This is a genomic window from Burkholderia sp. B10 (genome assembly GCF_004368385.1).
GTDB lineage: Bacteria > Pseudomonadota > Gammaproteobacteria > Burkholderiales > Burkholderiaceae > Burkholderia > Burkholderia vietnamiensis.
Genome location: NZ_PQMX01000008.1, coordinates 74723 through 100992 on the forward strand (window position 1 = coordinate 74723; position 26270 = coordinate 100992).

33 protein-coding genes and 1 riboswitch are annotated in these 26270 nt (G+C 67.2%); of the genes, 32 read left to right on the forward strand and 1 reads right to left on the reverse strand.

Annotated elements, in window-relative coordinates; genetic code table 11:
* Positions 1-106 precede the first annotated feature (106 nt).
* Positions 107-229, forward strand: a riboswitch (TPP riboswitch).
* A 234-nt stretch (positions 230-463) separates the two neighbouring features.
* The 29 genes from C3Y15_RS06480 (at position 464) to tatC (ending at position 21914) form a co-directional block, all read left to right on the forward strand.
* Positions 464-1615 (forward strand): FAD-dependent oxidoreductase, encoded by a 1152-nt coding sequence (locus tag C3Y15_RS06480; RefSeq protein ID WP_069246121.1) that lies wholly within the window; start codon positions 464-466, stop codon positions 1613-1615.
* 32 nt (positions 1616-1647) lie between these two features.
* A complete protein-coding gene (gene thiS / locus C3Y15_RS06485) occupies positions 1648-1845 on the forward strand; it encodes a sulfur carrier protein ThiS (protein ID WP_011883040.1) in 198 nt (65 codons plus the stop codon).
* A gap of 38 nt (positions 1846-1883) precedes the next feature.
* On the forward strand, positions 1884-2699 hold the full coding sequence (locus C3Y15_RS06490) for a thiazole synthase (protein ID WP_011883041.1): 816 nt from the start codon (positions 1884-1886) through the stop codon (positions 2697-2699).
* Entirely contained in the window at positions 2696-3820 is a 1125-nt protein-coding gene (gene thiE, locus C3Y15_RS06495) for a thiamine phosphate synthase (protein ID WP_034193999.1), read from the forward strand. The genes C3Y15_RS06490 and thiE overlap by 4 nt, the downstream gene beginning before the upstream one ends.
* Before the next feature lie 84 nt (positions 3821-3904).
* A complete protein-coding gene (locus tag C3Y15_RS06500) occupies positions 3905-4726 on the forward strand; it encodes an ABC transporter ATP-binding protein (RefSeq protein ID WP_011883043.1) in 822 nt (273 codons plus the stop codon).
* Entirely contained in the window at positions 4723-5490 is a 768-nt protein-coding gene (gene mlaE / locus C3Y15_RS06505; RefSeq protein WP_011883044.1) for a lipid asymmetry maintenance ABC transporter permease subunit MlaE, read from the forward strand. Before C3Y15_RS06500 ends, mlaE begins: the two co-directional genes overlap by 4 nt.
* A gap of 24 nt (positions 5491-5514) precedes the next feature.
* A complete protein-coding gene (gene mlaD, locus C3Y15_RS06510) occupies positions 5515-6075 on the forward strand; it encodes an outer membrane lipid asymmetry maintenance protein MlaD (protein WP_059475049.1) in 561 nt (186 codons plus the stop codon).
* A gap of 32 nt (positions 6076-6107) precedes the next feature.
* Entirely contained in the window at positions 6108-7055 is a 948-nt protein-coding gene (locus C3Y15_RS06515) for a VacJ family lipoprotein (protein ID WP_011883046.1), read from the forward strand.
* A 124-nt stretch (positions 7056-7179) separates the two neighbouring features.
* Positions 7180-7809, forward strand: a complete 630-nt coding sequence (locus C3Y15_RS06520; RefSeq protein WP_011883047.1) for an ABC transporter substrate-binding protein — start codon at positions 7180-7182, stop codon at positions 7807-7809.
* Positions 7806-8081 (forward strand): STAS domain-containing protein, encoded by a 276-nt coding sequence (locus C3Y15_RS06525; RefSeq protein WP_034193997.1) that lies wholly within the window; start codon positions 7806-7808, stop codon positions 8079-8081. The genes C3Y15_RS06520 and C3Y15_RS06525 overlap by 4 nt, the downstream gene beginning before the upstream one ends.
* Before the next feature lie 191 nt (positions 8082-8272).
* Positions 8273-9199 carry an ABC transporter ATP-binding protein gene (locus C3Y15_RS06530; protein ID WP_011883049.1) on the forward strand — a complete coding sequence of 309 codons (927 nt, stop codon included), beginning with the start codon at positions 8273-8275 and terminating at the stop codon, positions 9197-9199.
* The gene (locus C3Y15_RS06535) at positions 9196-9951 is read left to right on the forward strand and encodes an ABC transporter permease (protein ID WP_034193996.1); all 756 of its coding nucleotides are present in this window, start codon (positions 9196-9198) and stop codon (positions 9949-9951) included. The genes C3Y15_RS06530 and C3Y15_RS06535 overlap by 4 nt, the downstream gene beginning before the upstream one ends.
* A gap of 51 nt (positions 9952-10002) precedes the next feature.
* Positions 10003-10242, forward strand: a complete 240-nt coding sequence (locus C3Y15_RS06540) for a BolA family protein (RefSeq protein WP_006477131.1) — start codon at positions 10003-10005, stop codon at positions 10240-10242.
* Between the two features lie 13 nt (positions 10243-10255).
* Complete coding sequence (gene murA, locus C3Y15_RS06545; protein ID WP_014722311.1) at positions 10256-11605, forward strand: UDP-N-acetylglucosamine 1-carboxyvinyltransferase; 1350 nt, start codon at positions 10256-10258, stop codon at positions 11603-11605.
* Positions 11602-12255 carry an ATP phosphoribosyltransferase gene (gene hisG / locus C3Y15_RS06550; RefSeq protein ID WP_011883052.1) on the forward strand — a complete coding sequence of 218 codons (654 nt, stop codon included), beginning with the start codon at positions 11602-11604 and terminating at the stop codon, positions 12253-12255. The genes murA and hisG overlap by 4 nt, the downstream gene beginning before the upstream one ends.
* Before the next feature lie 24 nt (positions 12256-12279).
* Entirely contained in the window at positions 12280-13596 is a 1317-nt protein-coding gene (gene hisD, locus C3Y15_RS06555) for a histidinol dehydrogenase (protein WP_011883053.1), read from the forward strand.
* 119 nt (positions 13597-13715) lie between these two features.
* The gene (gene hisC, locus C3Y15_RS06560) at positions 13716-14789 is read left to right on the forward strand and encodes a histidinol-phosphate transaminase (protein WP_011883054.1); all 1074 of its coding nucleotides are present in this window, start codon (positions 13716-13718) and stop codon (positions 14787-14789) included.
* Positions 14790-14851: 62 nt separating this feature from the next.
* Positions 14852-15439, forward strand: a complete 588-nt coding sequence (gene hisB / locus C3Y15_RS06565; RefSeq protein ID WP_006765368.1) for an imidazoleglycerol-phosphate dehydratase HisB — start codon at positions 14852-14854, stop codon at positions 15437-15439.
* A gap of 62 nt (positions 15440-15501) precedes the next feature.
* Positions 15502-16122 (forward strand): YchE family NAAT transporter, encoded by a 621-nt coding sequence (locus C3Y15_RS06570; protein WP_011883055.1) that lies wholly within the window; start codon positions 15502-15504, stop codon positions 16120-16122.
* Entirely contained in the window at positions 16119-16760 is a 642-nt protein-coding gene (hisH, locus tag C3Y15_RS06575; protein ID WP_046426785.1) for an imidazole glycerol phosphate synthase subunit HisH, read from the forward strand. The genes C3Y15_RS06570 and hisH overlap by 4 nt, the downstream gene beginning before the upstream one ends.
* A gap of 163 nt (positions 16761-16923) precedes the next feature.
* The gene (hisA, locus tag C3Y15_RS06580) at positions 16924-17679 is read left to right on the forward strand and encodes a 1-(5-phosphoribosyl)-5-[(5-phosphoribosylamino)methylideneamino]imidazole-4-carboxamide isomerase (RefSeq protein WP_011883057.1); all 756 of its coding nucleotides are present in this window, start codon (positions 16924-16926) and stop codon (positions 17677-17679) included.
* Positions 17680-17785: 106 nt separating this feature from the next.
* Positions 17786-18559 (forward strand): imidazole glycerol phosphate synthase subunit HisF, encoded by a 774-nt coding sequence (gene hisF / locus C3Y15_RS06585; protein ID WP_011883058.1) that lies wholly within the window; start codon positions 17786-17788, stop codon positions 18557-18559.
* Positions 18559-18975, forward strand: coding sequence for a phosphoribosyl-AMP cyclohydrolase (hisI, locus tag C3Y15_RS06590; RefSeq protein ID WP_011883059.1), 417 nt, complete (start codon positions 18559-18561; stop codon positions 18973-18975). The genes hisF and hisI overlap by 1 nt, the downstream gene beginning before the upstream one ends.
* Positions 18972-19337, forward strand: coding sequence for a phosphoribosyl-ATP diphosphatase (locus C3Y15_RS06595; protein WP_011883060.1), 366 nt, complete (start codon positions 18972-18974; stop codon positions 19335-19337). The genes hisI and C3Y15_RS06595 overlap by 4 nt, the downstream gene beginning before the upstream one ends.
* Before the next feature lie 81 nt (positions 19338-19418).
* The gene (locus tag C3Y15_RS06600) at positions 19419-19811 is read left to right on the forward strand and encodes a membrane protein (protein WP_011883061.1); all 393 of its coding nucleotides are present in this window, start codon (positions 19419-19421) and stop codon (positions 19809-19811) included.
* A 28-nt stretch (positions 19812-19839) separates the two neighbouring features.
* Positions 19840-20205, forward strand: a complete 366-nt coding sequence (locus C3Y15_RS06605; protein WP_045578581.1) for a histidine triad nucleotide-binding protein — start codon at positions 19840-19842, stop codon at positions 20203-20205.
* 94 nt (positions 20206-20299) lie between these two features.
* On the forward strand, positions 20300-20530 hold the full coding sequence (tatA, locus tag C3Y15_RS06610) for a Sec-independent protein translocase subunit TatA (RefSeq protein WP_006751795.1): 231 nt from the start codon (positions 20300-20302) through the stop codon (positions 20528-20530).
* Between the two features lie 26 nt (positions 20531-20556).
* Positions 20557-21090, forward strand: coding sequence for a Sec-independent protein translocase protein TatB (gene tatB / locus C3Y15_RS06615; RefSeq protein WP_059463945.1), 534 nt, complete (start codon positions 20557-20559; stop codon positions 21088-21090).
* Between the two features lie 41 nt (positions 21091-21131).
* Positions 21132-21914 carry a twin-arginine translocase subunit TatC gene (gene tatC, locus C3Y15_RS06620; RefSeq protein ID WP_011883064.1) on the forward strand — a complete coding sequence of 261 codons (783 nt, stop codon included), beginning with the start codon at positions 21132-21134 and terminating at the stop codon, positions 21912-21914.
* 145 nt (positions 21915-22059) lie between these two features.
* Here tatC and C3Y15_RS06625 read toward each other — a convergent pair whose 3' ends face one another.
* Positions 22060-23268, reverse strand: a complete 1209-nt coding sequence (locus tag C3Y15_RS06625; RefSeq protein WP_011883065.1) for a Do family serine endopeptidase — start codon at positions 23266-23268, stop codon at positions 22060-22062.
* A 21-nt stretch (positions 23269-23289) separates the two neighbouring features.
* On the opposite strand from C3Y15_RS06625, the gene C3Y15_RS06630 reads away from it, so the two are divergent.
* The 3 genes from C3Y15_RS06630 (at position 23290) to C3Y15_RS06640 (ending at position 26258) form a co-directional block, all read left to right on the forward strand.
* A complete protein-coding gene (locus C3Y15_RS06630) occupies positions 23290-24036 on the forward strand; it encodes a Nif3-like dinuclear metal center hexameric protein (RefSeq protein ID WP_011883066.1) in 747 nt (248 codons plus the stop codon).
* Positions 24037-24255: 219 nt separating this feature from the next.
* On the forward strand, positions 24256-24876 hold the full coding sequence (gene petA / locus C3Y15_RS06635; RefSeq protein ID WP_011883067.1) for a ubiquinol-cytochrome c reductase iron-sulfur subunit: 621 nt from the start codon (positions 24256-24258) through the stop codon (positions 24874-24876).
* The gene (locus C3Y15_RS06640) at positions 24876-26258 is read left to right on the forward strand and encodes a cytochrome bc complex cytochrome b subunit (protein WP_011883068.1); all 1383 of its coding nucleotides are present in this window, start codon (positions 24876-24878) and stop codon (positions 26256-26258) included. Before petA ends, C3Y15_RS06640 begins: the two co-directional genes overlap by 1 nt.
* Positions 26259-26270: the final 12 nt, after the last annotated feature.

Here is a 26270-nt window from a genome sequence, read left to right on the forward strand (position 1 = left end):
GCGCAGCCGGCCTGCGGGCATTGTGCCAGAGCGGCGCGCTGCGACGGGCGAATTTGCCGCACGGGGACAGTTTGCGGCGCTTTCCGCTTTTATGGTCTAATGGCCGACGACGAAACAGGGGTGCTTCGAGTGCGGCCATGGGTAGTTCCGGGCAACGCTGCGAGGCTGAGAAAGACCCTTCGCACCCGATCCGGGTAATACCGGCGAGGGAAGTTTCTGATCCCGCCGGGCCGCGCTGGCCGCCATCCCACATGGTCAGCGTCCGAGTCCCGCCCGGCCGGCCTTTGCTGCCGGTTTCGTCCTTTTGGGTACGCGCATCGCGCGTTACGGAAGGAATGATGACCGCTCAATCTTCAGTCTTTTTCGCTGTTCCCGATCCGCTGCCGCGTGCGTCTGCACGAGGCGGCGCGCACGCGCCTGCGTCGGCCGTTCAGGCCCGCGCGCTTCGCATGGAGGGCGCACGATGAATCTCCGCACGTCGAACCTCGGCGCGTCGCGCCCGGATTTCGCGGTACTCGGCGGCGGCCTCGTCGGCCGCCTGGTCGCCTGGCGACTCGCCGGCGACGGGCATCGCGTCGCCCTGTACGAGCGCGGCGGCCCCGGCGGCGAGCAGTCGGCCGCATGGATCGCCGCCGCGATGCTCGCGCCCGTCGCCGAGGCGGCGAGCGCCGAGCTGCTGATCACCGAGCTCGGTGTCGCGTCGCTCGCGCGCTGGCCGCAATGGCTCGCCGAGTTGCCGGAACCCGTGTTCTTCCAGCATCGCGGCACGCTGGTCGTCTGGCATCACGCCGATCGCGCGGAAGCGCCGCTGTTCGAGCGCCGCGTGCGCGCGAACGCGCCGGCCGAGCTGTTCGACGGCGGCTTCGTGGCGCTGGCCGGCGCGCTGGTGGATGCGGCCGAGCCCGCGCTCGCCGGCCGCTTCGCGCGCGGCCTGATGCTGCCGCGCGAAGGGCAGCTCGACAACCGGCAGGCGCTGCACGCGCTGGCGGCCGGCCTCGCGCAACGCAGCGTCGAGCTGCACTGGCACGCGACGATCGACGACGCGAACCGTCCCGACGCGCATTTCACGATCGATTGCCGCGGGCTCGGCGCGAAACCGGCGCTGCCGGCGCTGCGCGGCATCCGCGGCGAAGTCGCGCGCGTGCATGCGCCCGGCATCGGCCTCACGCGGCCGGTGCGGCTGCTGCATCCGCGCTATCCGCTGTACATCGCGCCGAAGCAGGACGACCTGTACGTGATCGGCGCGACCGAGGTGGAAGGCGAGGACATGTCGCCCGTCAGCGTGCGCTCGGCGCTCGAGCTGCTGAGCGCGGCGTTCTCCGTGCACCCGGCGTTCGGCGAGGCGCGCATCCTCGAACTGAATTCGCAGTGCCGCCCGACGCTGCCCGATCACCGCCCTGCGGTGATCTGGGACGGCGCGACGACGCTCGCGGTCAACGGCCTGTACCGGCACGGCTTCATGATCGCGCCGGAAGTCGCGCAGGCGGCCGCTGCGCTCGCGCAGGCGGCGCTCGGCGGCGCGTTCGCCGATGCCGACGCGTTTGCCGCGTGGCGCGACGCCGCGCGCTGGCCGACGCTCCTTCATCACCGCGACGACGCGCGCCAGCCGGCCTGACGCGCGCCGCCGACCGAATCCGACCGAGCCTCATGGATATCCAGATCAACCAGCAGACCCTGACGCTGCCCGACGGCGCGACCGTCGCCGATGCGCTCGCCGCGTACGGCGCGCGCCCGCCGTACGCGGTCGCGCTGAACGGCACGTTCGTCGCGCGCACGCAACATGCGGCGCGCGCACTCGCGGCGGGCGACAAGCTCGACGTGGTGCATCCCGTCGCAGGCGGCTGAGCGTCGCCGCGTTGCCCCCGCTCTTCCAGGAAAACGACATGACGTCCCACACTTCCGCCGACGCACTCACGCTCTACGGCGCAACCTTCGCAAGCCGCGTACTGCTCGGCACGTCGCGCTATCCGTCGCTGCAGTCGCTGTCCGATTCGATCGACGCGTCGCGCCCCGGGATGGTGACCGTCGCGCTGCGCCGGCAGATGACGGGCGGCACAGCCGAGGCCGGCTTCTTCGATCTGCTCAAGCGCCACGCGGTGCCGCTGCTGCCGAACACGGCCGGCTGCCAGACCGTCGCCGAGGCCGTGACGACCGCGCACATGGCGCGCGAGGTGTTCGACACCGACTGGATCAAGCTGGAGCTGATCGGCGACGACTACACGCTGCAGCCCGACCCGGTCGGGCTGATCGAGGCAGCCGCGCAACTGGTCAAGGACGGCTTCAAGGTGCTTCCGTACTGCACCGAGGATCTCGTGATCGGCCGCCGCCTGCTCGACGTCGGCTGCGAGGCGCTGATGCCGTGGGGCGCGCCGATCGGCACCGGCAAGGGCGTCGTGAACCCGTACGGGCTGCGCGTGCTGCGCGAACGGCTGCCCGACGTGCCGCTGATCGTCGACGCCGGGCTCGGCGTGCCGTCGCATGCGTGCCAGGTGATGGAGTGGGGCTTCGACGGCGTGCTGCTGAACACGGCCGTGTCGCAGGCCACGCATCCGGAGATCATGGCGCGTGCTTTCGCCCAGGGCGTCGAAGCCGGCCGCGCCGCATACCTGGCCGGCCCGATGGACGCGCGCGAGACCGCGCATGCGAGCACGCCGGTCGTCGGCATGCCGTTCTGGCACCAGGACGGAGGCGGCGCATGAGCGCGCGCTTCGCCGACGCGTTCTGGCCGCCGGCCGACGAACTGGCCGAGGCGGCCGAGCGGATTCGCGCGCGCCTGGGCGACTGGCCGGCCGCGGCGACGCCGTGGCGCATCTGCGTCGCCGCGCCGGACGTGCCGGCCGACGGCGACGTGCTGATCGTGTCGGCCGGCGACCGGGCGGCCCAGGTGCGCGCGTCGGCCGCATCGCGCCCGGCGTCCGCCGACGCGGTCGCGATCGAATTCGACGAGCGCGGCGCGGTGCTGCATGCCGCCGGCGCGCGCCATGCGCTCGAAGGTGCCCATCCGCTCGCCGACGACTGGATCGCCGCGCTCGCGGCGTTCCTCGATTGCGGCTTCGCGCCGCTCGACGCGCTGGTGCTCGCGCTGGCGTGGCGCGACGGCGACGAAACCGGCGACGCGGACCCCTGGCCCGTCGACCCGGCACGATTCCCGCGCGTAGCCGGCCTGCCGGCCGCGCCGGAGCCCGCGTTCCCGCCGTGTCCGGCGCAACTGGGCCTGTATCCGGTGGTGCCCGACGCCGAATGGGTCGAACGCCTGCTCGATTGCGGCGTGCGCACCGTGCAGCTGCGGGTCAAGGGCGCGACTCCGGACGCGCTGCGCCGCGAGATCGCGCGCGCGGTGGCGGCAGGCCGGCGCTATCCGGATGCGCGCGTGTTCATCAACGATCACTGGCAGATCGCCGTAGAAGAAGGCGCGTACGGCGTACATCTGGGCCAGGAAGACCTCGACACGGCCGATCTCGCGACCATCGCGCGGGCCGGCCTGCGGCTCGGACTGTCGAGCCACGGTTATTACGAGATGTTGCGCGCGTTGCACGAGCGCCCGAGCTATCTGGCGCTCGGTCCCGTGTTCGCGACCGCGACCAAGGCGGTCGCCGCGCCGCCGCAGGGCCTCGCGCGGATCGCGCGCTATGCGCGCTTCGCGGCGGCGCGTGCGCCGCTGGTGGCGATTGGCGGCGTCAGCCTGGACGTGCTGCCGGACGTGCTGGCGACGGGCGTCGGCAGCGTCGCGGTGGTCAGCGCCATCACGGGCGCGGCCGATTATCGGGCGGCGGTTATTGCGTTGCAGCAATGGTTTGCCCGACAATTTGACAATCGTTGACCGCAGGGCTCGAAACGCCGTCGCGACATCATTCCGATGCAGGCCCTATAATTCGGCGTTCTGCGTAAAAGGACTGTCAGCTCCGTGAGCCCCACTCCTCCCGACACACTGCTGGAACTTCGCGACGTCGACTTCGGCTACGGCGACCGCCTCGTGCTGTCGAACCTGAACATGCGCTTCGGGCGCGGCCGGGTCGTGGCCGTGATGGGCGGGTCGGGTTGCGGCAAGACGACCGTGCTGCGGCTGATCGGCGGCCTGGTGCGCGCGAGCCGCGGCCAGGTGCTGTTCGACGGCGCCGACGTCGGCGCCCAGACGCGCGACGGCCTGTACGCGCTGCGCCGCAAGATGGGCATGCTGTTCCAGTTCGGCGCGCTGTTTACCGACATGTCGGTGTTCGAGAACGTCGCGTTCGCGCTGCGTGAGCACACCGACCTGCCCGACGACCTGATCCGCGATCTCGTGCTGATGAAGCTGAACGCGGTCGGGCTGCGCGGCGCCCGCGACCTGATGCCGTCCGAGGTATCGGGCGGGATGGCGCGACGCATCGCGCTCGCGCGCGCGATCGCGCTCGATCCCGAGCTGATCATGTACGACGAGCCGTTCGCCGGCCTCGATCCGATCTCGCTCGGCATCACTGCGAACCTGATCCGCACGCTGAACGAGGCGCTCGGCGCGACGTCGATCCTCGTCACGCACGACGTGCCCGAATCGTTCGCGATCGCCGACTACGTGTACTTCCTGGCCAATGGCGGCGTGCTCGCGCAGGGCACGCCGGCCGAGCTGCGCGCATCGACCGATCCGAGCGTGCGCCAGTTCATCGACGGCGCGCCGGACGGCCCGTACAAATTTCATTACACGAGCGCGCCGCTGGCGGCGGATTTCGGGCTCGGCGGAGGACGCGCATGATCAGCGCGATCGGACGTTACGTCATCGGCGGCCTCGAGCGCGCGGGCTACGGCACGCGGTTGTTCGTGCGCCTCGTGCTGGAATTCTTCCCGCTGCTGCGCCGGCCTCGGCTCGTCACCAAGCAGATCCACTTCCTCGGCAACTACTCGTTCGTGATCATCGCCGTGTCGGGGCTGTTCGTCGGCTTCGTGCTCGGGCTGCAGGGCTACTACACGCTGAATCGCTACGGGTCCGAGCAGGCACTCGGGCTGCTCGTCGCGCTGTCGCTGGTGCGCGAGCTGGGGCCGGTCGTGACCGCGCTGCTGTTCGCGGGCCGCGCCGGCACGTCGCTGACCGCCGAAATCGGCCTGATGAAGGCCGGCGAACAGCTGACCGCGCTCGAGATGATGGCCGTCGACCCGCTGAAGACGGTGATCGCGCCTCGCCTGTGGGCCGGCATCATCGCGATGCCGCTGCTCGCGGCGATCTTCAACGCGGTCGGCGTGCTCGGCGGCTATTTCGTCGGCGTGGTGCTGATCGGCGTCGATCCGGGCGCGTTCTGGTCGCAGATGCAGGGCGGCGTCGAGGTCTGGGCCGACGTCGGCAACGGCGTGATCAAGAGCATCGTGTTCGGATTCGCCGTCACCTTCATTGCGCTGTTTCAGGGGTATGAAGCGAAGCCCACGCCCGAGGGCGTGTCGCGCGCGACGACCAAGACGGTCGTGTTCGCGTCGCTCGCCGTACTCGGCCTCGATTTCCTGCTGACCGCGCTGATGTTCAGCTAAGCCTCAGCCAAGCCAAATTTTGGAATGACGATGAAAAAGACTGCTCTCGACTTCTGGGTCGGCCTGTTCGTGGTGGTGGGCTTCCTTGCCGTGCTGTTCCTTGCGCTCAAGGTCGGCAACATGAGCTCGCTGTCGTTTCAGCCGACCTACTCGGTGCGGATGAAATTCGACAACATCGGCGGGCTGAAGCCGCGCGCGGCCGTGAAGAGCGCGGGCGTCGTGGTCGGCCGCGTGAAGTCGGTCGGCTTCGACACCAACACGTACCAGGCGGTCGTGACGATCGACGTCGACGGCCAATACCAGTTCCCGAAGGATTCGTCGGCGAAGATCCTGACGTCCGGGCTGCTCGGCGAGCAGTACATCGGCCTCGATCCGGGCGGCGACACGGAAATGTTGAAGTCGGGCGATACGATCACGATGACGCAGTCGGCGATCGTGCTCGAGAACCTGATCGGCCAGTTCCTGTACAGCAAGGCGGCCGACGCGGGCGGCGCGAAGCCCGCCGCCGCGGCGCCGGCTGCACCGGCCGCGCCCGCACCGGTGGCGGTGCCGGCCTCCGCGGTGTCCGGCTCGGCCGCCCAATAACCACACGAGAACAAGAGAAGAGGGTAATGACCATGCAGACGATCCGCATCAGACATGCCGCGCTGGCCGTGGCGGCAGTCGCCGCGTTGAGCGGTTGCGCGACCGTGCAGACGCCGACCAAGGGCGATCCGCTCGAGGGCTTCAACCGGTCGATGTACAAGTTCAACGACACCGTCGACACGTACGCGCTGAAGCCGGTGGCGAAGGGCTATCAATACGTGGTGCCGCAGCCGGTGCGCGACAGCGTGACCAACTTCTTCTCGAACATCGGCGACGTCTACATCGCCGCGAACAACATCGTGCAGTTGCGCATCGCCGACGGGGTGGGCGACATCATGCGGGTCGTGATCAACACGGTGTTCGGCGTCGGCGGCCTGTTCGACGTCGCGACGGTCGCGAAACTGCCGAAGCACACGGCCGACTTCGGCGTCACGATGGGCCGCTACGGCGTGCCGGCCGGCCCGTACCTGGTGCTGCCGCTGCTCGGCCCGAGCACGCTGCGCGACACGGCCGGCCTCGGCGTCGACTACATCGGCAACCCGCTCACCTACGTGAAGCCGGACGGATTGAGCTGGGGCCTGTTCGGCGTGAACCTCGTGAACACGCGTGCGAACCTGCTCGGCGCAGGCGACGTGCTCGACGCGGCCGCGCTCGACAAGTATTCGTTCGTCCGCAACGCGTATCTGCAGCGCCGCCAGATGCTGATCAACAACGCTCGCGGCGAAGCCGCCACGGCGTCGGGCAGCGATGCGCTGCCGAAGTACGACCTGCCGGACGACGGCGCGGCTCCGGCTACCGCCGGCGCCGCAGCCGTCGGCGGCGCGACCGCGCCGGCCGGTGCGTCGGGCGCGGCGATTGCGGCACCGGCATCCGGCGCCGCCGAGGCGCCGAACCCGGCGAGCGCGACGAACGTGCCGGCGATGCAGATGACGCCGCCGTCGCCGGGCGGCTTCCGCTTCCCGAGCATCAAGCTGCACTGAGAAGCTGCACTGAGCCGCTTACATTCGTTACAGCCGGAAACGATTCAGTCGGTGGCGCGCGCGAACTTGCGCGTAAGCTACCGGCTCAAAGCTTTGCCTCGACTCATTCACGCAGGTCATTACGATGAAAAAACTGTTCCTGATCCCCGTATTCGCGACGTTGTTCTCGTTCGGCAGCGCGGCGCACGCGCAAGTCGACCAGTCGAATCCGCAGGGTTTGATCAAGACGGCGACGCAGCAGGTGCTCGATGAAGTCAAGCAGCAGACGATCAAGCAGGGCGACACCAACCGCATCATCACGATCGTCAACAAGGACATCCTGCCGTACACCGATTTCCGCCGCACCACGCAGCTCGCGATGGGCCGCAACTGGCGCGCCGCGACGGCCGAGCAGCAGCAGCAGGTTCAGGAGCAGTTCAAGCTGCTGCTGATCCGCACGTACTCGGGCGCGCTCGCGCAGCTCAAGCCCGACCAGCAGATCCAGTACCCGCCGTTCCGCGCCGATCCGGCCGACACCGACGTCGTCGTGAAGACGGTCGCGATGAACAACGGCCAGCCGGTGCAGATCGACTACCGCCTGTACAAGACGGCCAACGGCTGGAAGGTGTACGACCTGAACGTGCTCGGCGCGTGGCTGATCCAGACGTATCAGCAGCAGTTCAACGAGAAGATCCAGCAAAGCGGCGTGGACGGCCTGATCAAGTTCCTCACGCAGCGCAACCAGGAGCTTGCCGCCGGCAAGCAGGCGTCGTGAGCGGCTTCCAAGCCGGCTCCTCGATGACCGTCGCGAGCGCGAAGGCCGCGCTCGCGGACGGTCTTGCGCGCATCGACGCGGGCGCGAGCGCCGTCGATTGCGCGACGCTGACGCAGTTCGATTCGTCGGCGCTCGCCGTGCTGCTCGCCTGGCAACGTGCCGCCCAAGCGCGCGGCACGACGCTCGACATCGTCAACCTCCCTCCCAAGCTCGCGAGCCTCGCGCGCGCGTATGGCGTCGACGCCCTGCTCGACGGCACCGGCCGACATTGACGCTGCCCGATCGAAGCCTGCCGCGCCAGCCGGCGCGCGCACGCTTCGGGCCGCGCGCCGTCGGCGCCGGCTCCACCAGCCGGTTTGCCCTATAATCAAGCGTTTTGCGGGGCTGCCAATCGGCGTCCGGCCCCGTTTTCATTCGCAGCAAGCACAGAATAGGCGTCGCGGCCGTTGCGCCGCGCACAGTCATGTCAGCCATAGAAATCCGTCACGTCAAGAAGCGCTACAAGTCGCTTCAGGCGCTCAAGGGCGTCAGCCTGTCGGTCGAGGAAGGCGAGTTTTTCGGTCTGCTCGGCCCCAACGGCGCAGGCAAGACCACGCTCATCAGCATCCTCGCCGGGCTCGCCCGGGCCGATGAAGGCAGCATTTCGGTGCGCGGCCACGACGTCGTCAAGGATTTCCGCGGCGCGCGCCGCGCGCTCGGCGTGGTGCCGCAGGAGCTCGTGTTCGATCCGTTCTTCACCGTGCGCGAGACGCTGCGGATCCAGTCCGGCTATTTCGGGCTGCGCCGCAACGACGACTGGATCGACGAGGTGATGGCCAATCTCGACCTCACCGAGAAGGCCGATGCGAACATGCGCGCGCTGTCGGGCGGGATGAAGCGCCGCGTGCTGGTCGCGCAGGCGCTCGTGCATCGGCCGCCCGTGATCGTGCTCGACGAGCCGACCGCCGGCGTCGACGTCGAACTGCGCCAGACGCTGTGGAAGTTCATCTCGCGGCTGAACCGCGAGGGCCACACGATCGTCCTCACGACCCATTACCTCGAGGAAGCCGAGTCGCTGTGCGACCGCATCGCAATGCTGCGTCGCGGCGAAGTGGTCGCGCTCGACCGCACCGACGCGCTGCTGCGCCGCTTCGCGGGGCTGCAGCTGTATCTGCGGCTCGCGACCGGCGCGCTGCCCGCCGAGCTGCGCGGGCTGGAGACCGATCCGGCCGCGCGCGCGCCGGGCGAGCATCTGCTGCGCCTCACCAACTACGACGATGTCGAACGCATCCTCGCGCAATGCCGCGCGGCCGGCTGCACGTTCGACGAGATCGAGATCCGCAAGGCGGATCTCGAGGATGTGTTCGTCCAGGTGATGAACGGGGCCGAGGTCATCGAGGGTTTGGCATGAGCGGGTTTCAAACGCTGTTCTACAAGGAACTGCTGCGCTTCTGGAAGGTGTCGTTCCAGACGGTCTGTGCGCCGATCGTCACGGCGCTGCTGTACCTGACGATCTTCGGCCACGCGCTGTCGGGCCGCATCGAGGTGTACCCGGGCGTCGAATACGTGAGCTTTCTGGTGCCGGGCCTCGTGATGATGAGCGTGCTGCAGAACGCATTCGCGAACAGCTCGTCGTCGCTGATCCAGTCGAAGATCACCGGCAACCTCGTGTTCATGCTGCTGCCGCCGCTGTCCTACAAGGACATCTTCGGCGCGTACGTGCTCGCCTCGGTCGTGCGCGGGCTCGCGGTCGGCACCGGCGTGTTCGTCGTGACGATCTGGTTTATCCCGATGCATTTCGCGGCGCCGTTGTTCATCATCGCGTTCGCGCTGCTCGGATCCGCGATCCTCGGCACGCTCGGGCTGATCGCCGGGATCTGGGCCGAGAAGTTCGACCAGCTCGCCGCGTTCCAGAACTTCCTGATCATGCCGCTGACGTTCCTGTCCGGCGTGTTCTATTCGACGCACTCGCTGCCGCCCGTGTGGCGCGAGATCTCGCGTCTCAACCCGTTTTTCTACATGATCGACGGCTTCCGTTACGGGTTCTTCGGCGCGTCCGACATCAACCCGCTCGAGAGCCTCGCGATCGTCACCGGTTTCTTCGTGCTGCTCGCGATGTTCGCGATGCGGCTGCTCGCGACCGGCTACAAACTGCGTCATTGATATCGACAGGCAGCGGCCGCCGCGGGCGGCGCGCGCCGACAGGAGCCCCTCATGTTGCCGACTCCCGAACAGGTCAAGCAATACATCGCCGGCGGTCTCGCCTGCACCCATCTGGAAGTCGAAGGCGACGGCCAGCATTTCTTCGCGACGATCGTGTCGGCGGCCTTCGAAGGCAAGCGACCGATCCAGCGGCACCAGCTCGTCTATGCGGCGCTCGGCGATCGCATGAAGCAGGAAATCCACGCGCTCAGCATGAAGACGCTGACGCCCGCCGAATGGCAGAACGCATAACCGGAACCACTGAGTGCAAGTCACCGCCAACGAGCGCGACGCCGTCGAGAGCGTCGCCACGGCACACCCGGCCGCCAACGGGGAATCGCAGGGACACGGGATGGACAAGCTGGTGATCGAAGGCGGCCGCCGGCTGTCCGGCGAGATCGTCGTGTCGGGCGCGAAGAATGCGGCGCTGCCGATTCTCTGTGCGGGCCTGCTCAGCGCCGAGCCCGTCGAGCTCGACAACGTGCCGAACCTGAAGGACGTGTGCACCACGCTGAAGGTCCTGAACCAGATGGGCGTGCAGAGCGAAACGGACGGCTGCCGCGTGCGGCTCGACGCGTCGCGCGTCGACAACCTGGTCGCGCCGTACGAGCTCGTCAAGACGATGCGCGCGTCGATCCTCGTGCTGGGGCCGCTGCTCGCGCGCTTCGGCGAGGCGAAGGTGTCGCTGCCGGGCGGCTGCGCGATCGGCGCGCGCCCGGTCGACCAGCACATCAAGGGCCTGCAGGCGATGGGCGCCGAGATCAGCATCGAGCACGGCTTCATCGAGGCGCGCGCGAAGCGGCTGAAAGGCGCCCGCATCGTCACCGACATGATCACGGTCACGGGGACGGAAAACCTGCTGATGGCCGCGACGCTCGCCGACGGCGAAACGGTGATCGAGAACGCGGCGCGCGAGCCCGAAGTGAGCGATCTCGCACACTTGCTGGTCGCGATGGGCGCGAAAATCGACGGCATCGGCACCGACCGTCTCGTGATCCAGGGCGTCGAGCGCCTGCACGGCGCGCGCCATTCGGTGATCCCCGACCGCATCGAGGCCGGCACGTTCCTGTGCGCGGTCGCGGCGGCCGGCGGCGACGTGATGCTGACGGGCGTGCGCCCGCACATCCTCGACGCGGTGATCGACAAGCTGCGCGAGGCAGGCGTGTCGATCGACGAAGGCGACAGCTGGCTGCGCGTGCGGATGGACCGCCGCCCGTCGGCCGTGACGATCCGCACGTCCGAATATCCGGCGTTCCCGACCGACATGCAGGCGCAGTTCATGGCCCTCAATACGGTGGCGTCGGGCACGGCGCAGGTCGTGGAGACCATCTTCGAGAACCGCTTCATGCACGTGCAGGAACTGAACCGGCTCGGCGCGAACATCACGATCGACGGCAACACCGCGCTCGTGACGGGCGTCGACAAGCTGTCCGGCGCGAACGTGATGGCGACCGACCTGCGCGCGTCGGCGAGCCTCGTGATCGCCGGGCTGCGCGCGGAAGGCGAGACGCTCGTCGACCGCATCTATCATCTGGACCGCGGCTACGACCGCATGGAAACGAAATTGACCGCCGTCGGCGCCAACGTGCGCCGCCTCTCCGGGAGCCAAGCATGAGCGCGCCGTTGACCCTCGCCCTGTCGAAGGGCCGGATTTTCGAGGAAACCCTGCCGCTGCTGGCAGCCGCCGGCGTGCAGGTGGCCGAGGACCCTGAAACGTCGCGCAAGCTGATCCTGCCGACGACCGACCCGAACCTGCGCGTGATCATCGTGCGCGCGAGCGACGTGCCGACCTACGTCGAATACGGCGCGGCCGATTTCGGCGTGGCCGGCAAGGACGTGCTGGTCGAGCACGGCGGCTCGGGCCTGTATCAACCGATCGATCTGAACATTGCCCGCTGCCGGATGTCGGTGGCGGTGCCGGCCGGTTTCGACTACGCGAACGCGGTGCGCCAGGGCGCGCGCCTGCGGGTTGCGACCAAGTACGTCGAGACGGCCCGCGAACACTTCGCCGCGAAGGGCGTGCACGTCGACCTCATCAAGCTGTACGGCTCGATGGAGCTCGCGCCGCTCGTCGGGCTGGCCGACGCGATCGTCGACCTGGTCAGCTCGGGCGGCACGCTGAAGGCGAACAATCTGGTCGAGGTCGAGGAGATCATGTCGATCTCGTCGCGCCTCGTCGTGAACCAGGCTGCGCTGAAGTTGAAGCGCACGGCGCTCAAGCCGTTCCTCGACGCGTTCGAACGCGCGTCGCAGAATGGCAACTGAGCGCATCACCGTAACGGAACTCCCATGGCCATCACCATCCGCAAACTCGATTCGACGCGCGACGGCTTCGACGCCGAGCTGCGTACGTTGCTCGCCTTCGAGGCGAGCGAGGACGAAGCGATCGAGCAGTCGGTCGCGAAGATCCTCGCCGACGTGAAATCGCGCGGCGACGCCGCGGTGCTCGAATACACGAACCGCTTCGACCGGCTGGACGCGGACAGCGTCGCCGCGCTCGAACTGCCGCAGGACGCGCTGCAGGCCGCGCTCGACGGCCTCGCGCCGAAGGCGCGCGCGGCGCTCGAAGCCGCGGCCGCACGCGTGCGTGCGTACCACGAGAAGCAGAAGATCGAGTGCGGCACGCACAGCTGGCAGTACACGGAAAGCGACGGCACGGTGCTCGGCCAGAAGATCACGCCGCTCGACCGCGTCGGGCTCTACGTGCCGGGCGGCAAGGCCGCCTATCCGTCGTCGGTGCTGATGAACGCGATTCCGGCGCGCGTGGCGGGCGTCGGCGAGATCGTGATGGTCGTACCGACCCCCGACGGCGTGAAGAACGACCTCGTGCTGGCCGCCGCGCTGCTCGGCGGCGTCGATCGCGTGTTCACGATCGGCGGCGCGCAGGCGGTCGGCGCGCTCGCGTACGGCACGGCCACGGTGCCGCCGGTCGACAAGATCTGCGGCCCGGGCAATGCGTACGTCGCATCGGCGAAGCGCCGCGTGTTCGGCACGGTCGGCATCGACATGATCGCCGGCCCGTCGGAAATCCTCGTGCTGTGCGACGGCACGACCGATCCGAGCTGGGTTGCGATGGACCTGTTCTCGCAGGCCGAGCACGACGAGCTCGCGCAGTCGATCCTGCTGTGCCCGGACGGCGCGTTCCTCGAGCGCGTCGAGAAGGCGATCGACGAGCTGCTGCCGACGATGCCGCGTCAGGACGTGATCCGCGCGTCGCTCGAAGGGCGCGGCGCGCTGATCAAGGTGCGCGACATGGCCGAAGCGTGCCGGATCGCGAACGACATCGCGCCCGAGCACCTCGAAATTTCCGCGCTCGAGCCGCAGCAATGGGGCCAGCAGATCCGCCATGCCGGCGCGATCTTCCTCGGCCGCTACACGAGCGAGAGCCTCGGCGATTACTGCGCCGGCCCGAACCACGTGCTGCCGACCTCGCGCACCGCGCGCTTCTCGTCGCCGCTCGGCGTGTACGACTTCATCAAGCGCTCGAGCGTGATCGAAGTCAGCGCCGAAGGCGCGCAGACGCTCGGCGAGATCGCCTCCGAGCTCGCCTACGGCGAAGGGCTGCAGGCGCACGCGCGCAGCGCCGAACTGCGGATGAGGGGATGACGCGCGCCGGCGCCGACGCGAACGCATCGGCGCCGCAGCGTGAGGAGACTCCGTGCAGGGCGGCAGCCGCCGCCTTGCCGACCATTTGATGCCGGCGCGACGCACGCCGGCTGGACACCATGACCACGCCACAAGACATCATCCGCCGCGACGTGCTCGCGATGACGAGCTACCCGGTGCCCGACGCGAGCGGCTTCGTGAAGCTCGACGCGATGGAAAACCCGTATCCGCTGCCCGCGCCGCTCGCCGCCGCGCTCGGCGAGCGCCTCGCGCAGGTCGCGCTGAACCGCTATCCGGCGCCGCGCCCCGGTGCGCTGCTGGACAAGCTGCGCCGCACGATGGGCGTGCCGGCCGCGTGCGACGTGCTGCTCGGCAACGGCTCCGACGAGATCATCAGCATGATGTCGGTCGCCTGCGCGAAGCCGGGCGCGAAGGTGCTCGCGCCGGTGCCGGGCTTCGTGATGTACGAGCTGTCGGCGAAGTTCGCGCAGCTCGAGTTCGTCGGCGTGCCGCTGAAGGCCGACCTGACGCTCGACGCAGACGCAATGATCGCGGCGATCGCCGAGCACCGGCCGGCGCTCGTCTATCTGGCGTACCCGAACAATCCGACCGGCACGCTGTACGACGCAGCCGACGTCGAGCGGATCATCGCGGCTGCGCGGCACAGCCTCGTCGTGATCGACGAGGCGTACCAGCCGTTCGCGCAGCACTCGTGGCTGCCGCGCGCGGCCGAGTTCGACAACGTCGTCGTGATGCGCACGGTGTCGAAGCTCGGGCTCGCCGGGATCCGCCTCGGCTATCTCGCCGGGCTGCCCGCGTGGCTGACCGAATTCGACAAGGTGCGCCCGCCGTACAACATCAACGTGCTGACGCAGGCGACCGTGGATTTCCTGCTCGACCACCTCGACGTGCTCGACGCGCAGGCAGCCGAGCTGCGTGCGGAACGCACGCGCGTCGCGCAGGCGGTCGCCGCGCTGCCGGGCGTGACCGTGTTCCCGAGCGCCGGCAATTTCCTGCTGGTGCGCGTGCCCGATGCGGCCGCCGTGTTCGATGCATTGCTCACCGAGCGGGTGTTGATCAAAAACGTGAGTAAAATGCACCCATTGTTGGCCGAATGCGTGCGACTGACCGTCGGTTCCCCGGACGAAAACGCACGCCTCCTGGCTGCGCTGAAACTCGCACTGCCCGGTTGAGCCGGGCGCGCGGCGCGCATCGATCAACCCCCATTTACATCAGACTCATTCAAGGAATTGCCATGCGTGTGGCGGAAGTCGTTCGCAATACCAGCGAAACGCAGATCCGTGTGAAGCTCGACCTCGACGGTACGGGCCGGCAGAAGCTGGCCACCGGCGTGCCGTTTCTCGACCATATGCTCGACCAGATCGCGCGCCATGGTCTGATCGATCTCGAGGTCGAAGCGCATGGCGACACGCATATCGACGACCACCATACCGTCGAAGACGTCGGCATCACCCTCGGCCAGGCGGTCGCGAAGGCCGTGGGCGACAAGAAGGGCATCCGGCGCTACGGCCATTCGTACGTGCCGCTCGACGAGGCGCTGTCGCGCGTCGTGATCGACTTTTCGGGCCGGCCGGGCCTCGAATTCCACGTGCCGTTCACGCGCGCGCGCATCGGCACCTTCGACGTCGACCTGTCGATCGAATTCTTCCGCGGGTTCGTGAACCACGCGGGCGTCACGCTGCACATCGACAACCTGCGCGGGATCAACGCGCACCATCAGCTCGAAACGGTGTTCAAGGCCTTCGGTCGCGCGCTGCGTGCGGCGGTCGAGCTCGACGAGCGCGCGGCGGGGCAGATTCCGTCGACGAAGGGCAGCCTCTAACTTCCGGACGGACAGGACGCCAACGACAACCTGACGGCTTCGGCGCGCCGCGCCGGTTCGCGATGGATCTGCTCAAATCGTTCATTTCGCTGCTTGCGCTGATCAATCCGGTCGGCGCGGTGCCGTTCTTCCTGAGCCTGACCGCGCAGCAGACGGAGCACGAGCGGCGCCGCACGATCCGGATCGCGTCGGTGTCGGTGTTCTGCGTGATGACGATCACGACGCTGCTCGGCCAGCAGATCATCGATTTCTTCGGCATTTCGGTCGGCTCGCTCGAAGTGGGCGGCGGGATCATCATGCTGCTGATGGCGATCAACATGCTGAACGCGCAGATCGGCAATACGCGATCGACGCCCGAGGAACGCGACGAGGCCGAGCTGAAGGACAACATCGCGGTCGTGCCGCTGGCGATTCCGCTGCTGACGGGCCCCGGCTCGATCAGCACGGCGATCATCTATGCGGCGAACTCGCATCACTGGTATGAACGGGCGGGGCTCGTCGCGATCGGCGCGGTCCTCGCTCTGCTGTGTTTCCTCGCGATGCGGCTTGCCGAGCCGATCGCGAACTGGATCGGCCGCACCGGCATCAACATCGCCACGCGGCTGATGGGTCTGATGCTGTCGGCGCTGGCGGTGGAATTCATCGTCAATGGACTGAGGGCGCTACTGCCTGCACTGAGATGAAAACTTCGATTGCGATTGTGGATTATGGGATGGGCAACCTGCGCTCGGTGGCACAGGCGCTCAAGAAGGCCGAACCGGCCGCCGACGTGGCGATCGTCGACACGCCGGCCGCGATTCGCGCGGCCGACCGCGTCGTGCTGCCCGGCCAGGGCGCGATGCCCGACTGCATGCGCTGCCTCGGCGAATCGGGGCTGCAGGAGGCGGTGATCGAGGCGTCGCGCACGAAGCCGCTGCTCGGCGTGTGCGTGGGCGAACAGATGCTGTTCGACTGGAGCGCGGAAGGCGACACGAAGGGCCTCGGCCTGTTGCCGGGCAAGGTTCTGCGCTTCGAGCTCGAAGGCCGGCTGCAGGACGACGGCTCGCGCTTCAAGGTGCCGCAGATGGGCTGGAACCGCGTGCATCAGTCGCGCTCGCACCCGCTGTGGGAAGGCGTGCCCGACGACGCGTATTTCTACTTCGTGCACAGCTACTACGTGAGCCCGGAGAACCCGCAGCACACGGTGGGCGAGACGGCTTACGGCGCGCCGTTTACGTCCGCGGTCGCGCGCGACAACATCTTCGCGACCCAATTCCATCCGGAGAAAAGCGCGGAGGTCGGCTTGCGTCTGTATCGCAACTTCGTGCACTGGCAGCCGTGAACGTCGCGTCCGAGCCACAGTGGGCGGGCGGCAAACGCCCGTCGCGCGGGGCTCGCACGCGTCTGCACCGAAAGAGTTGTACTAAACTAGCGAGACGGCGCGGCACCGGTTTGGCCGGTACGCGCCCGATTCTTTTCATCTTCCACGACGACACCCGATTGCTATGCTGCTGATTCCGGCCATCGATCTCAAAGACGGTCAGTGTGTGCGCCTCAAACAGGGCGATATGGACCAGGCCACGATTTTCTCCGAGGACCCGGCGGCGATGGCCCGCAAGTGGGTCGATCTCGGCGCCCGGCGGCTTCACCTGGTCGACCTGAACGGCGCATTCGCCGGCAAGCCGAAGAATCTCGAGGCGATCGAAGCGATCCTCGAAGAGGTCGGCGACGAAATCCCCGTGCAGCTGGGCGGCGGCATCCGCAGCCTGGAGACGATCGAGAAGTATCTCGACGCCGGCCTGTCGTACGTGATCATCGGCACCGCCGCCGTGAAGAATCCGGGCTTCCTGCAGGACGCGTGCACCGCGTTCTCGGGCAGCATCATCGTCGGGCTGGACGCGAAGGACGGCAAGGTCGCGACCGACGGCTGGAGCAAGCTGACGGGCCACGAAGTGATCGATCTCGCGCGCAAGTTCGAGGATTACGGCGTCGAATCGATCGTCTACACCGATATCGGCCGCGACGGGATGCTTCAGGGCATCAACATCGACGCGACCGTGAAGCTCGCGCAGGCGGTCGGCATTCCGGTGATCGCAAGCGGCGGCCTGTCGAACCTGACCGACATCGAGAATCTCTGCGAAGTGGAAGAGCACGGCGTCGAAGGCGTGATCTGCGGCCGTGCGATCTACTCCGGCGATCTCGATTTCGCGGCCGCGCAGAAACGCGCGGACGAACTGAACGGCGAACTCGACGACGCGTAAGCGCGCCCGTCCCGTTCGCCGGGGCCGCCACCGGGCGGCCCCGATCGGGCGTCTCGCGCGAGACGCTCGCAACCGGCCGTCCCACCGCGGCCAATGGCGCAACATCATGGCTCTAGCTAAACGCATCATCCCCTGCCTGGACGTGACTGCCGGGCGTGTCGTCAAGGGCGTCAACTTCGTCGAGCTGCGCGATGCCGGCGATCCCGTCGAAATCGCGCGCCGCTACGACGAGCAGGGCGCCGACGAACTGACGTTCCTCGACATCACCGCGACCTCCGACCAGCGCGACCTGATCCTGCCGATCATCGAAGCGGTCGCGTCGCAGGTGTTCATTCCGCTGACCGTCGGCGGCGGCGTGCGCGCCGTCGAGGACGTGCGGCGCCTGCTGAACGCGGGTGCGGACAAGGTCAGCATGAATTCGTCGGCCGTCGCCAATCCGCAGCTCGTGCGCGACGCGGCCGACAAGTACGGCTCGCAGTGCATCGTCGTCGCGATCGACGCGAAGCGCGTGTCCGCGCCTAACGAAGCGCCGCGCTGGGAAGTCTTCACGCACGGCGGCCGCAAGGCCACCGGCCTCGACGCGATCGAATGGGCGCGCAAGATGGCGGAGCTCGGCGCGGGCGAGATCCTGCTCACGAGCATGGACCGCGACGGCACGAAGTCGGGCTTCGACCTCGCGCTCACGCGCGCGGTGTCGGACGCGGTGCCGGTGCCGGTGATCGCGTCGGGCGGTGTCGGCTGCCTGCAGGATCTCGCGGACGGCATCAAGCAAGGCCACGCCGACGCGGTGCTGGCGGCGAGCATCTTCCACTATGGCGAGCACACGGTCGGCGAGGCGAAGCACTTCATGGCCGACCAGGGCATCGCGGTGAGGCTGTGATGACGACCGACACGCAATCCCTGCCTGCATGGCTGGACAAGGTCCGCTGGGACGACAACGGCCTCGTGCCGGTGATCGCGCAGGAAGCGGCGACCAACGACGTGCTGATGTTCGCGTGGATGAACCGCGAAGCGCTGGCGAAGACGATCGAGACGCAGCGGGCCGTCTACTATTCGCGCTCGCGCAAGCGCCTGTGGTTCAAGGGCGAGGAGTCGGGCCACGTGCAGCACGTGCACGAGGTGCGGCTCGACTGCGACGAGGACGTCGTGCTGCTGAAGGTCGAGCAGGTGTCGGGCATCGCCTGCCACACCGGCCGGCATTCATGCTTCTTCCAGAAATTCGAAGGCACCGTCGAGAACGGCGACTGGGTCGCGGTCGAGCCGGTGCTGAAAGACCCCGAACACATCTACAAATGACGCAATCGACCGAAGACACGCTGCTGCGCCTCGCGGCCGTGATCGATAGCCGCAAGGGCGGCGACCCCGAGCAATCTTATGTATCGCGCCTGTTCCACAAGGGCGACGACGCGGTGCTGAAGAAGATCGGCGAAGAGGCGACCGAAGTCGTGCTGGCCGCGAAGGACGTGCGCCAGGGCGGCGCGCCGACGGCGCTGGTCGGCGAAGTGGCCGATCTGTGGTTCCACTGCCTCGTGATGCTGTCGCATTTCGACCTGAGCCCGGCCGACGTGATCGCCGAGCTGGAGCGTCGCGAAGGCCTGTCGGGCATCGAGGAAAAGGCGCTGCGCAAGCGCCGCGAGCGCGAGGCGAACGGCGGCTGACGGCGGCTGACGATTCGCGGCGTGCCGCGCATGCAGCCGTGCGGTAAGCTGTAAGAATTGTCATCTGACGGGGGTAGCATCATGACCGATACGCCGAGCCAGTTTCCGACACCGTCGGTGCCGGACGCAGCGCAAGCCGAGCGCCTGAACGGCCTGCGCACGTTGACGCACGTGCTGTACGGCCTCTACGCGTTTCATTGGCTGACCGGCGGCGTGACCGGCATCATCGCGATCATCATCAACTACGTGAAGCGCGACGACGTGGCCGGCACGCCGTACGCCGATCACTTCGAGTGGCAGATCCGCACGTTCTGGCGCGCGCTCATCGCGTACGTGATCGGCTTCGCGCTGATGTTTGTCGTGGTGGGGTTTGCCGTCATGTTTGTCACGTGGATCTGGACGCTGTACCGTATCATCAAAGGTTGGCTGTACCTGAACGACAACAAGACGCTCGATCCGCAGGCCTGGCTCTGACGGTGCGCGGGCGTTTCGCAGGAGCAACATGAGTCACGATCCGAATTGCCTGTTCTGCAAGATCGCGGCGGGCGAGATCCCGAGCACGAAAGTGCACGAGGACGACGAATTCGTCGCGTTCCGCGACATCCGCCCGGCAGCCGACACACACGTGCTGGTGATTCCGCGCCGGCACCTGCCGACGCTGTCGGCGGCGAACGAAGCCGATGCGCCGATGCTCGGCCGGCTGATGCTGCTGGTCGCGCGTCTGGCCGATCAGCTGGGCGTCGCGTACACGGGCGGCGAGACGGGGTTTCGCACGGTGATCAATACGGGCCCGGGCGGCGGGCAGGAGGTCTACCACCTGCACGCGCACATTCTGGCCGGCCCGCGCCCGTGGCAGCGGATGGGTTGACGTCGCGGGGCGTTTTCCCCGCATCGATAGTCGAAGCCGGCGCGCCGCCGGCGATTTGTGCCGCGACGCGGCGTGGTTGAGGAGAGGTTTGATCATGGGTGGATTGAGCATTTGGCACTGGCTGATCGTGCTGCTGATCGTCGCGCTGGTTTTCGGTACCAAGAAGCTGCGCAATATCGGCAACGACCTCGGTAGTGCCGTGAAGGGTTTCAAGGACGGCATGAAGGAAGGCGAAACGCCGGCCGACGCGCAGCAACTGCCGCGCACGGGCACGGTCGACGTCAACGCGAAGGAAACGACGCGTTCCGACTCGAACAAGGCGTAACGCCGGCACGCTGACAGGCATTCGCGATGCTGGATCTCGGTCTTTCGAAGATGGCGCTGATCGGCGTCGTCGCACTCGTGGTGCTCGGCCCCGAGCGCCTGCCGCGCGTCGCACGCACGGCGGGCGCGCTGTTCGGCCGCGCGCAGCGGTACATCAACGACGTGAAGGCCGAGGTCTCGCGCGAAATCGAACTCGACGCGCTGCGGACGATGAAGACCGATTTCGAGGCGGCCGCGCGCAATGTCGAGACGACCATTCACGACAACCTGCGCGAGCACGAGAAGGAGCTGAACGACACGTGGAATTCCGCGGTCGGCGGTCTTCATGAAGGCTCGGTCGATGCCGGCACGTCGGGCACCGATTCGCCCGCCGCGCCGTCGTCGTGGCGCGCCAGCACGATCGCGCTGGCGCGCAAGCGCCGCAACTGGCGTGTGAAGCAGGCGAGCACGCCGGTCTGGTACAAGCGCGCGACGGCCCGCCGCACGCACGTGCAGTCGGGCGCCGCGCGAGTCGCGCGCCATCAGCCGGCCAGCCTGCGCCGGCCGACGCGTTTCTTCTGAGCCGAGCGCATGCTCGCTCGTCAATCCTACCGAGGGCCGGCGTGAGCGACCCGCAGCAGAATCCGGGCGACGCCCCGGAAGAAACCTTCATTTCCCATCTCGTCGAGCTTCGCGATCGCATCATTCGCGCGGGGCTGGCCGTGATCGTCGTGTTCCTCGGGCTCGTGTACTGGGCGCCCGACATCTTCCGGCTGCTCGCGCGGCCGCTGATGGAGAACCTGCCGAAGGGCGGCAGGATGATCGTCACCGACGTCACCGGCTCGTTCTTCGTGCCGATGAAGGTCACGATGCTCGTCGCGCTCGTGATCGCGCTGCCGATCGTGCTGTACCAGATCTGGGCGTTCGTCGCGCCGGGCCTGTACCAGCACGAGAAGAAGCTCGTCGTGCCGCTCGTCGGCAGCAGCTACGTGCTGTTCCTGTGCGGGATGGCGTTCGCGTACTTCCTCGTGTTCCCGACCATCTTCCGCGTGATGGCGCACTACAACGCGCCGCTCGGCGCCGAGATGTCGACCGATATCGACAACTATCTGAGCTTCGTGCTCGGGATGTTCATCGCGTTCGGTGTCACGTTCGAGGTGCCGATCGTCGTCGTGCTGCTCGTGCGGATGGGCGTGCTGTCGCTGCAGAAGCTGAAGGAAATGCGGCCGTACGTGATCGTCGGCGCCTTCGTCGTCTCGGCGGTCGTCACGCCGCCGGACGTGTTCTCGCAGCTGATGCTCGCGCTGCCGCTCGTCGTGCTGTTCGAGATCGGGCTGCTGGCGGCGCGCTTCTTCGTGCCGAAGCCCGGCGAGGAACCGGAAGCGGAAAACGGTACGGCTACCTGAGCCGCGGCGCGGGCGCCAAGCGCCCGCCGAATGCGGTTTCAGGACGACGAATCCACGTCGATACAAAGCAAAAAGGGCAGCCGCTGGCTGCCCTTCGTCGTTTACCGCTGCTGCGGGCCGCAGGCTGCGACCCGCCAGCGCGCGTTCATTCGCTGTCGCTGTCCTGCTCGTCGACGGTCTGCTTCGGCGGCGGCGGGCGCTTGCCGATCACGACGTTCACGTCGAACTCCTTGCCCTTGCGCACCACGTGCACCTTGGTCGCCGTGCCGGGCTTGATCTGCGCGACGGTATTCAGCAGCTTGGTCGTGTCGGTGATGTCGTCGCCGTTCACGCTGACCAGGATGTCGCCCGGCTTGATGCCGGCCTTGTCGGCCGGGCCGCCCTGCAGCACGCCCGCGACGATCGCGCCCGACTTCTGCTGGAGCCCGAACGATTCGGCGATCTCCGGCGTGACGTCCTGCGGCTCGACGCCGATCCAGCCGCGCGTGACCGAGCCGGTCGTGATGATGCTTTCGAGCACCGTGCGGGCCGTCGACACGGGGATCGCGAAGCCGATGCCGAGCGAGCCGCCCGAGCGCGAGTAGATCGCGGTGTTGATGCCGAGCAGGTTGCCGTTCACGTCGACGAGCGCGCCGCCCGAGTTGCCGGGGTTGATCGGCGCGTCGGTCTGGATGAAGTTTTCGAACGTGTTGATGCCGAGGTGATTGCGGCCGAGCGCGCTGATGATGCCCATCGTGACCGTCTGGCCGACGCCGAACGGGTTGCCGATCGCCAGCACGACGTCGCCGACGCGCGAGCGGTCCGAACGGCCGAGCGTGATGGTCGGCAGGTCCGTCATGTTGATCTTCAGCACGGCGAGATCGGTTTCCGGATCGCTGCCGATCACCTTCGCGGTGGCCGTGCGGCCGTCGGCGAGCGCGACTTCGATCTGGTCGGCACCATCGACGACGTGCTGGTTCGTTAGAATGTAACCTTCCGGGCTCACGATAACGCCGGAGCCGAGGTTGGCGGCCGGTTCGTCCTGCTGCTTGCGGGCGTTGTTGCGATCGCCGAAGAAATAGCGGAACAGCGGATCCTTCGCGCGCGGATCGGGCGGCAACGAGCCGTCCTTGCTGGAGAACACGTTGACGACGGCGGGCATCGCCTTTTGCGCGGCTTCCGCGTACGACGTGGTCGCCGGCCCGCCGCCGATGCCCGGCGCAACTTCCCGCAGCGCGACGATCGGCGTGGCGAGCTGCTTGCCGAGCTGTCCTTGCCGTTGCAGCCATTGCGGCTTGAGCGTCACGACGATGAACATCAGCGCGAGCAGTACGGTCACCGCCTGCGCGAAGAACAGCCAGAAGCGTCTAAGCATCTGAATAGATTAGAGGTTTATATGGATCGGATCGAACTTGAATTGTACTTGAACAATACCCTTGAAACCGCGCGCTTCAAGGACTATTGCCCGAACGGCCTCCAGGTCGAGGGGCGGCGCAAGATCGAGAAGATCGCCACCGGCGTGACGGCCTCGGTCGCCTTGCTCGAAGCCGCGCTCGAATGGGGCGCCGACGCCGTGCTGGTCCATCACGGCTACTTCTGGCGCAACGAGGCGCCGCAGATCACCGGCCGCAAGTACCGGCGGCTGAAGCTGCTGCTCGCGAACGACCTGAACCTGTTCGCGTTCCACCTGCCGCTCGACGCGCACCCGCTGTTCGGCAACAACGCGCAGCTCGGCGAGAAGCTCGGGCTGATCGGCGACCAGCGTTTCGGCGACGGCGAGCTCGGCTGGATGGCCACGCTGCCGATGCCCGTCACGCTCGAGCACTTCGTCGCGAAGGTCGAGAACACGCTCGGACGCACGCCGCTCGTGCTCGGCGATTCCGACATGCAGGTGCGCCGTGTCGCGTGGTGCACCGGCGGCGCGCAGAGCTATTTCGACGCGGCGATCGACGCGGGCGCCGACGTGTTCCTGACCGGCGAGGTGTCGGAATCGACCACGCACGCGGCCGCCGAGAGCGGCGTCGCGTTCGTTGCGGCGGGGCACCATGCGACCGAGCGCTACGGCGTCCAGGCGCTGGGCCGCCACTTGTCGGAGGAATTCGATATCGAGCACCTTTTTATCGATATTCATAATCCGGTTTGAATCGCGGATTTTGCGGCGGTGCATCGAATTTTCACAATGAAGCAGGCGCTTAAAAGTGAAATGATTTAATTGCTCCGATAGTGGGGGAAAACCCTTAACTATCAATTACTTCGAAGGGATTTTCGTCTCCGGGCCTTGTAAATGGCGACTCCATTCGCGCACACTAGCGGCGGAATGCAAAGTCGTGACGGAAAATCCAACTCAGAAGTGGGGCGTGTGATGCGAGACAAGGAAGACAAACGCGTCGACAGCGGCCGCCGTACCTGGCTGATTGCGACATCCGTAGCAGGTGGCGTGGGAGGCGTAGCCACCGTCATACCTTTCGCGGCGTCGCTTGCGCCGTCCGCGAAAGCGAAAGCGGCCGGCGCGCCGGTCGAGGTCGACATCAGCAACCTGAAGCCCGGCGAGATGGTCACCGTGCCGTGGCGCGGCAAGCCGGTGTGGATCCTGAACCGCACCGACGACATGCTGGCCGACGTCGTCAAGGCCGACAAGGAAGTGGCCGACCCGACCTCGAAATCCCCCTATTCGATGCCGCTGCCCGCGTATTGTGCGAACGAGTATCGCGCGCGGGCCGATCGCAAGAACATTCTCGTCGTGATGGCCGTGTGTACGCACCTCGGCTGCACGCCAAGCCAACGCTTCACGCCCGGTCCGCAGCCGAACCTGCCGGACGACTGGCCGGGCGGCTTCCTCTGCCCGTGTCACGGTTCGACCTACGACCTCGCCGGCCGCGTGTTCAAGAACAAGCCGGCGCCTCAGAATCTCGACATCCCGCCCTATATGTTCACGTCGGCGACGACCCTCGTGATCGGCAAGGACGAGAAAGGAGAAGCGTGATGGCTGCCGACAACAACGAAGTGTCCACGACAGGTGTCACCGGCTGGATCGACCAGCGCTTCCCGCTCACGTCCACCTGGAAGAAGCACGTTTCCGAGTACTACGCGCCGAAGAACTTCAACTTCTGGTACTTCTTCGGCTCGCTCGCGCTGCTGGTGCTCGTCAACCAGATCGTCACGGGCATCTTCCTGACGATGAACTACAAGCCCGACTCGATGCTGGCGTTCGCGTCGGTCGAGTACATCATGCGTGAAGTGCCGTGGGGCTGGCTGATCCGCTACATGCACTCGACCGGCGCGTCGATGTTCTTCGTCGTCGTGTACCTGCACATGTTCCGCGGGCTGATGTACGGGTCGTATCGCAAGCCGCGCGAGCTCGTGTGGATCTTCGGCTGCGCGATCTTCCTGTGCCTGATGGCCGAGGCGTTCTTCGGCTATCTGCTGCCGTGGGGCCAGATGTCGTTCTGGGGCGCGCAGGTGATCGTGAACCTGTTCTCGGCGATCCCGTTCGTCGGCCCGGACCTGTCGCTGTGGATCCGCGGCGATTATGTGGTGTCCGACGTCACGCTGAACCGCTTCTTCGCATTCCACGTGATTGCGATTCCGCTCGTGCTGGTGGGCCTCGTCGTCGCGCACCTCGTCGCGCTGCATGAGGTCGGGTCCAACAATCCGGACGGCATCGAGATCAAGGCGAAGAAGGACGAAAACGGCATTCCGCTCGACGGCATCCCGTTCCATCCGTATTACTCGGTGCACGATTTCTTCGGCGTCTGCGTGTTCCTGATGGTGTTCGCGCTGATCGTGTTCTTCGCGCCGGAGATGGGCGGCTACTTCCTGGAGTCGAACAACTTCGTCCCCGCGAACCCGCTGCAGACGCCGCCGGAGATCGCGCCGGTCTGGTACTTCACCGCGTTCTACGCGATGCTGCGCGCGACCACCGACCCGTTCAAGATCGTGCTGATGATCGTGATCGCGCTGCTCGGCGTGCTCGCGCTGGTGCGCGCGCGCGGCAAGTGGAAGCTCGGCCTGCCGGTGCTGGCCGCGGCGATCGTCGTGTTCATGTTCCTGACCGAATCGAAGTTCTGGGGCGTCGTCGTGATGGGTTCGGCGGTGATCACGCTGTTCTTCCTGCCGTGGCTCGACCGCAGCCCGGTGAAGTCGATCCGCTACCGGCCGCTGTTCCACAAGGTGTTCCTCGGGATCTTCGTCGCGGCGTTCCTGACGCTGGCGTTCCTCGGCACGCGGCCGCCGTCGCCGGCCGCGACGCTGATTGCGCAGGGCTGCGCGCTGATCTACTTCGCGTTCTTCCTCGGCATGCCGGTCTGGACGCCGCTTGGCACGTTCAAGCAGCCGCCGGAACGGGTGCGCTTCAAGCCCCATTAACGTGAGCGAGGA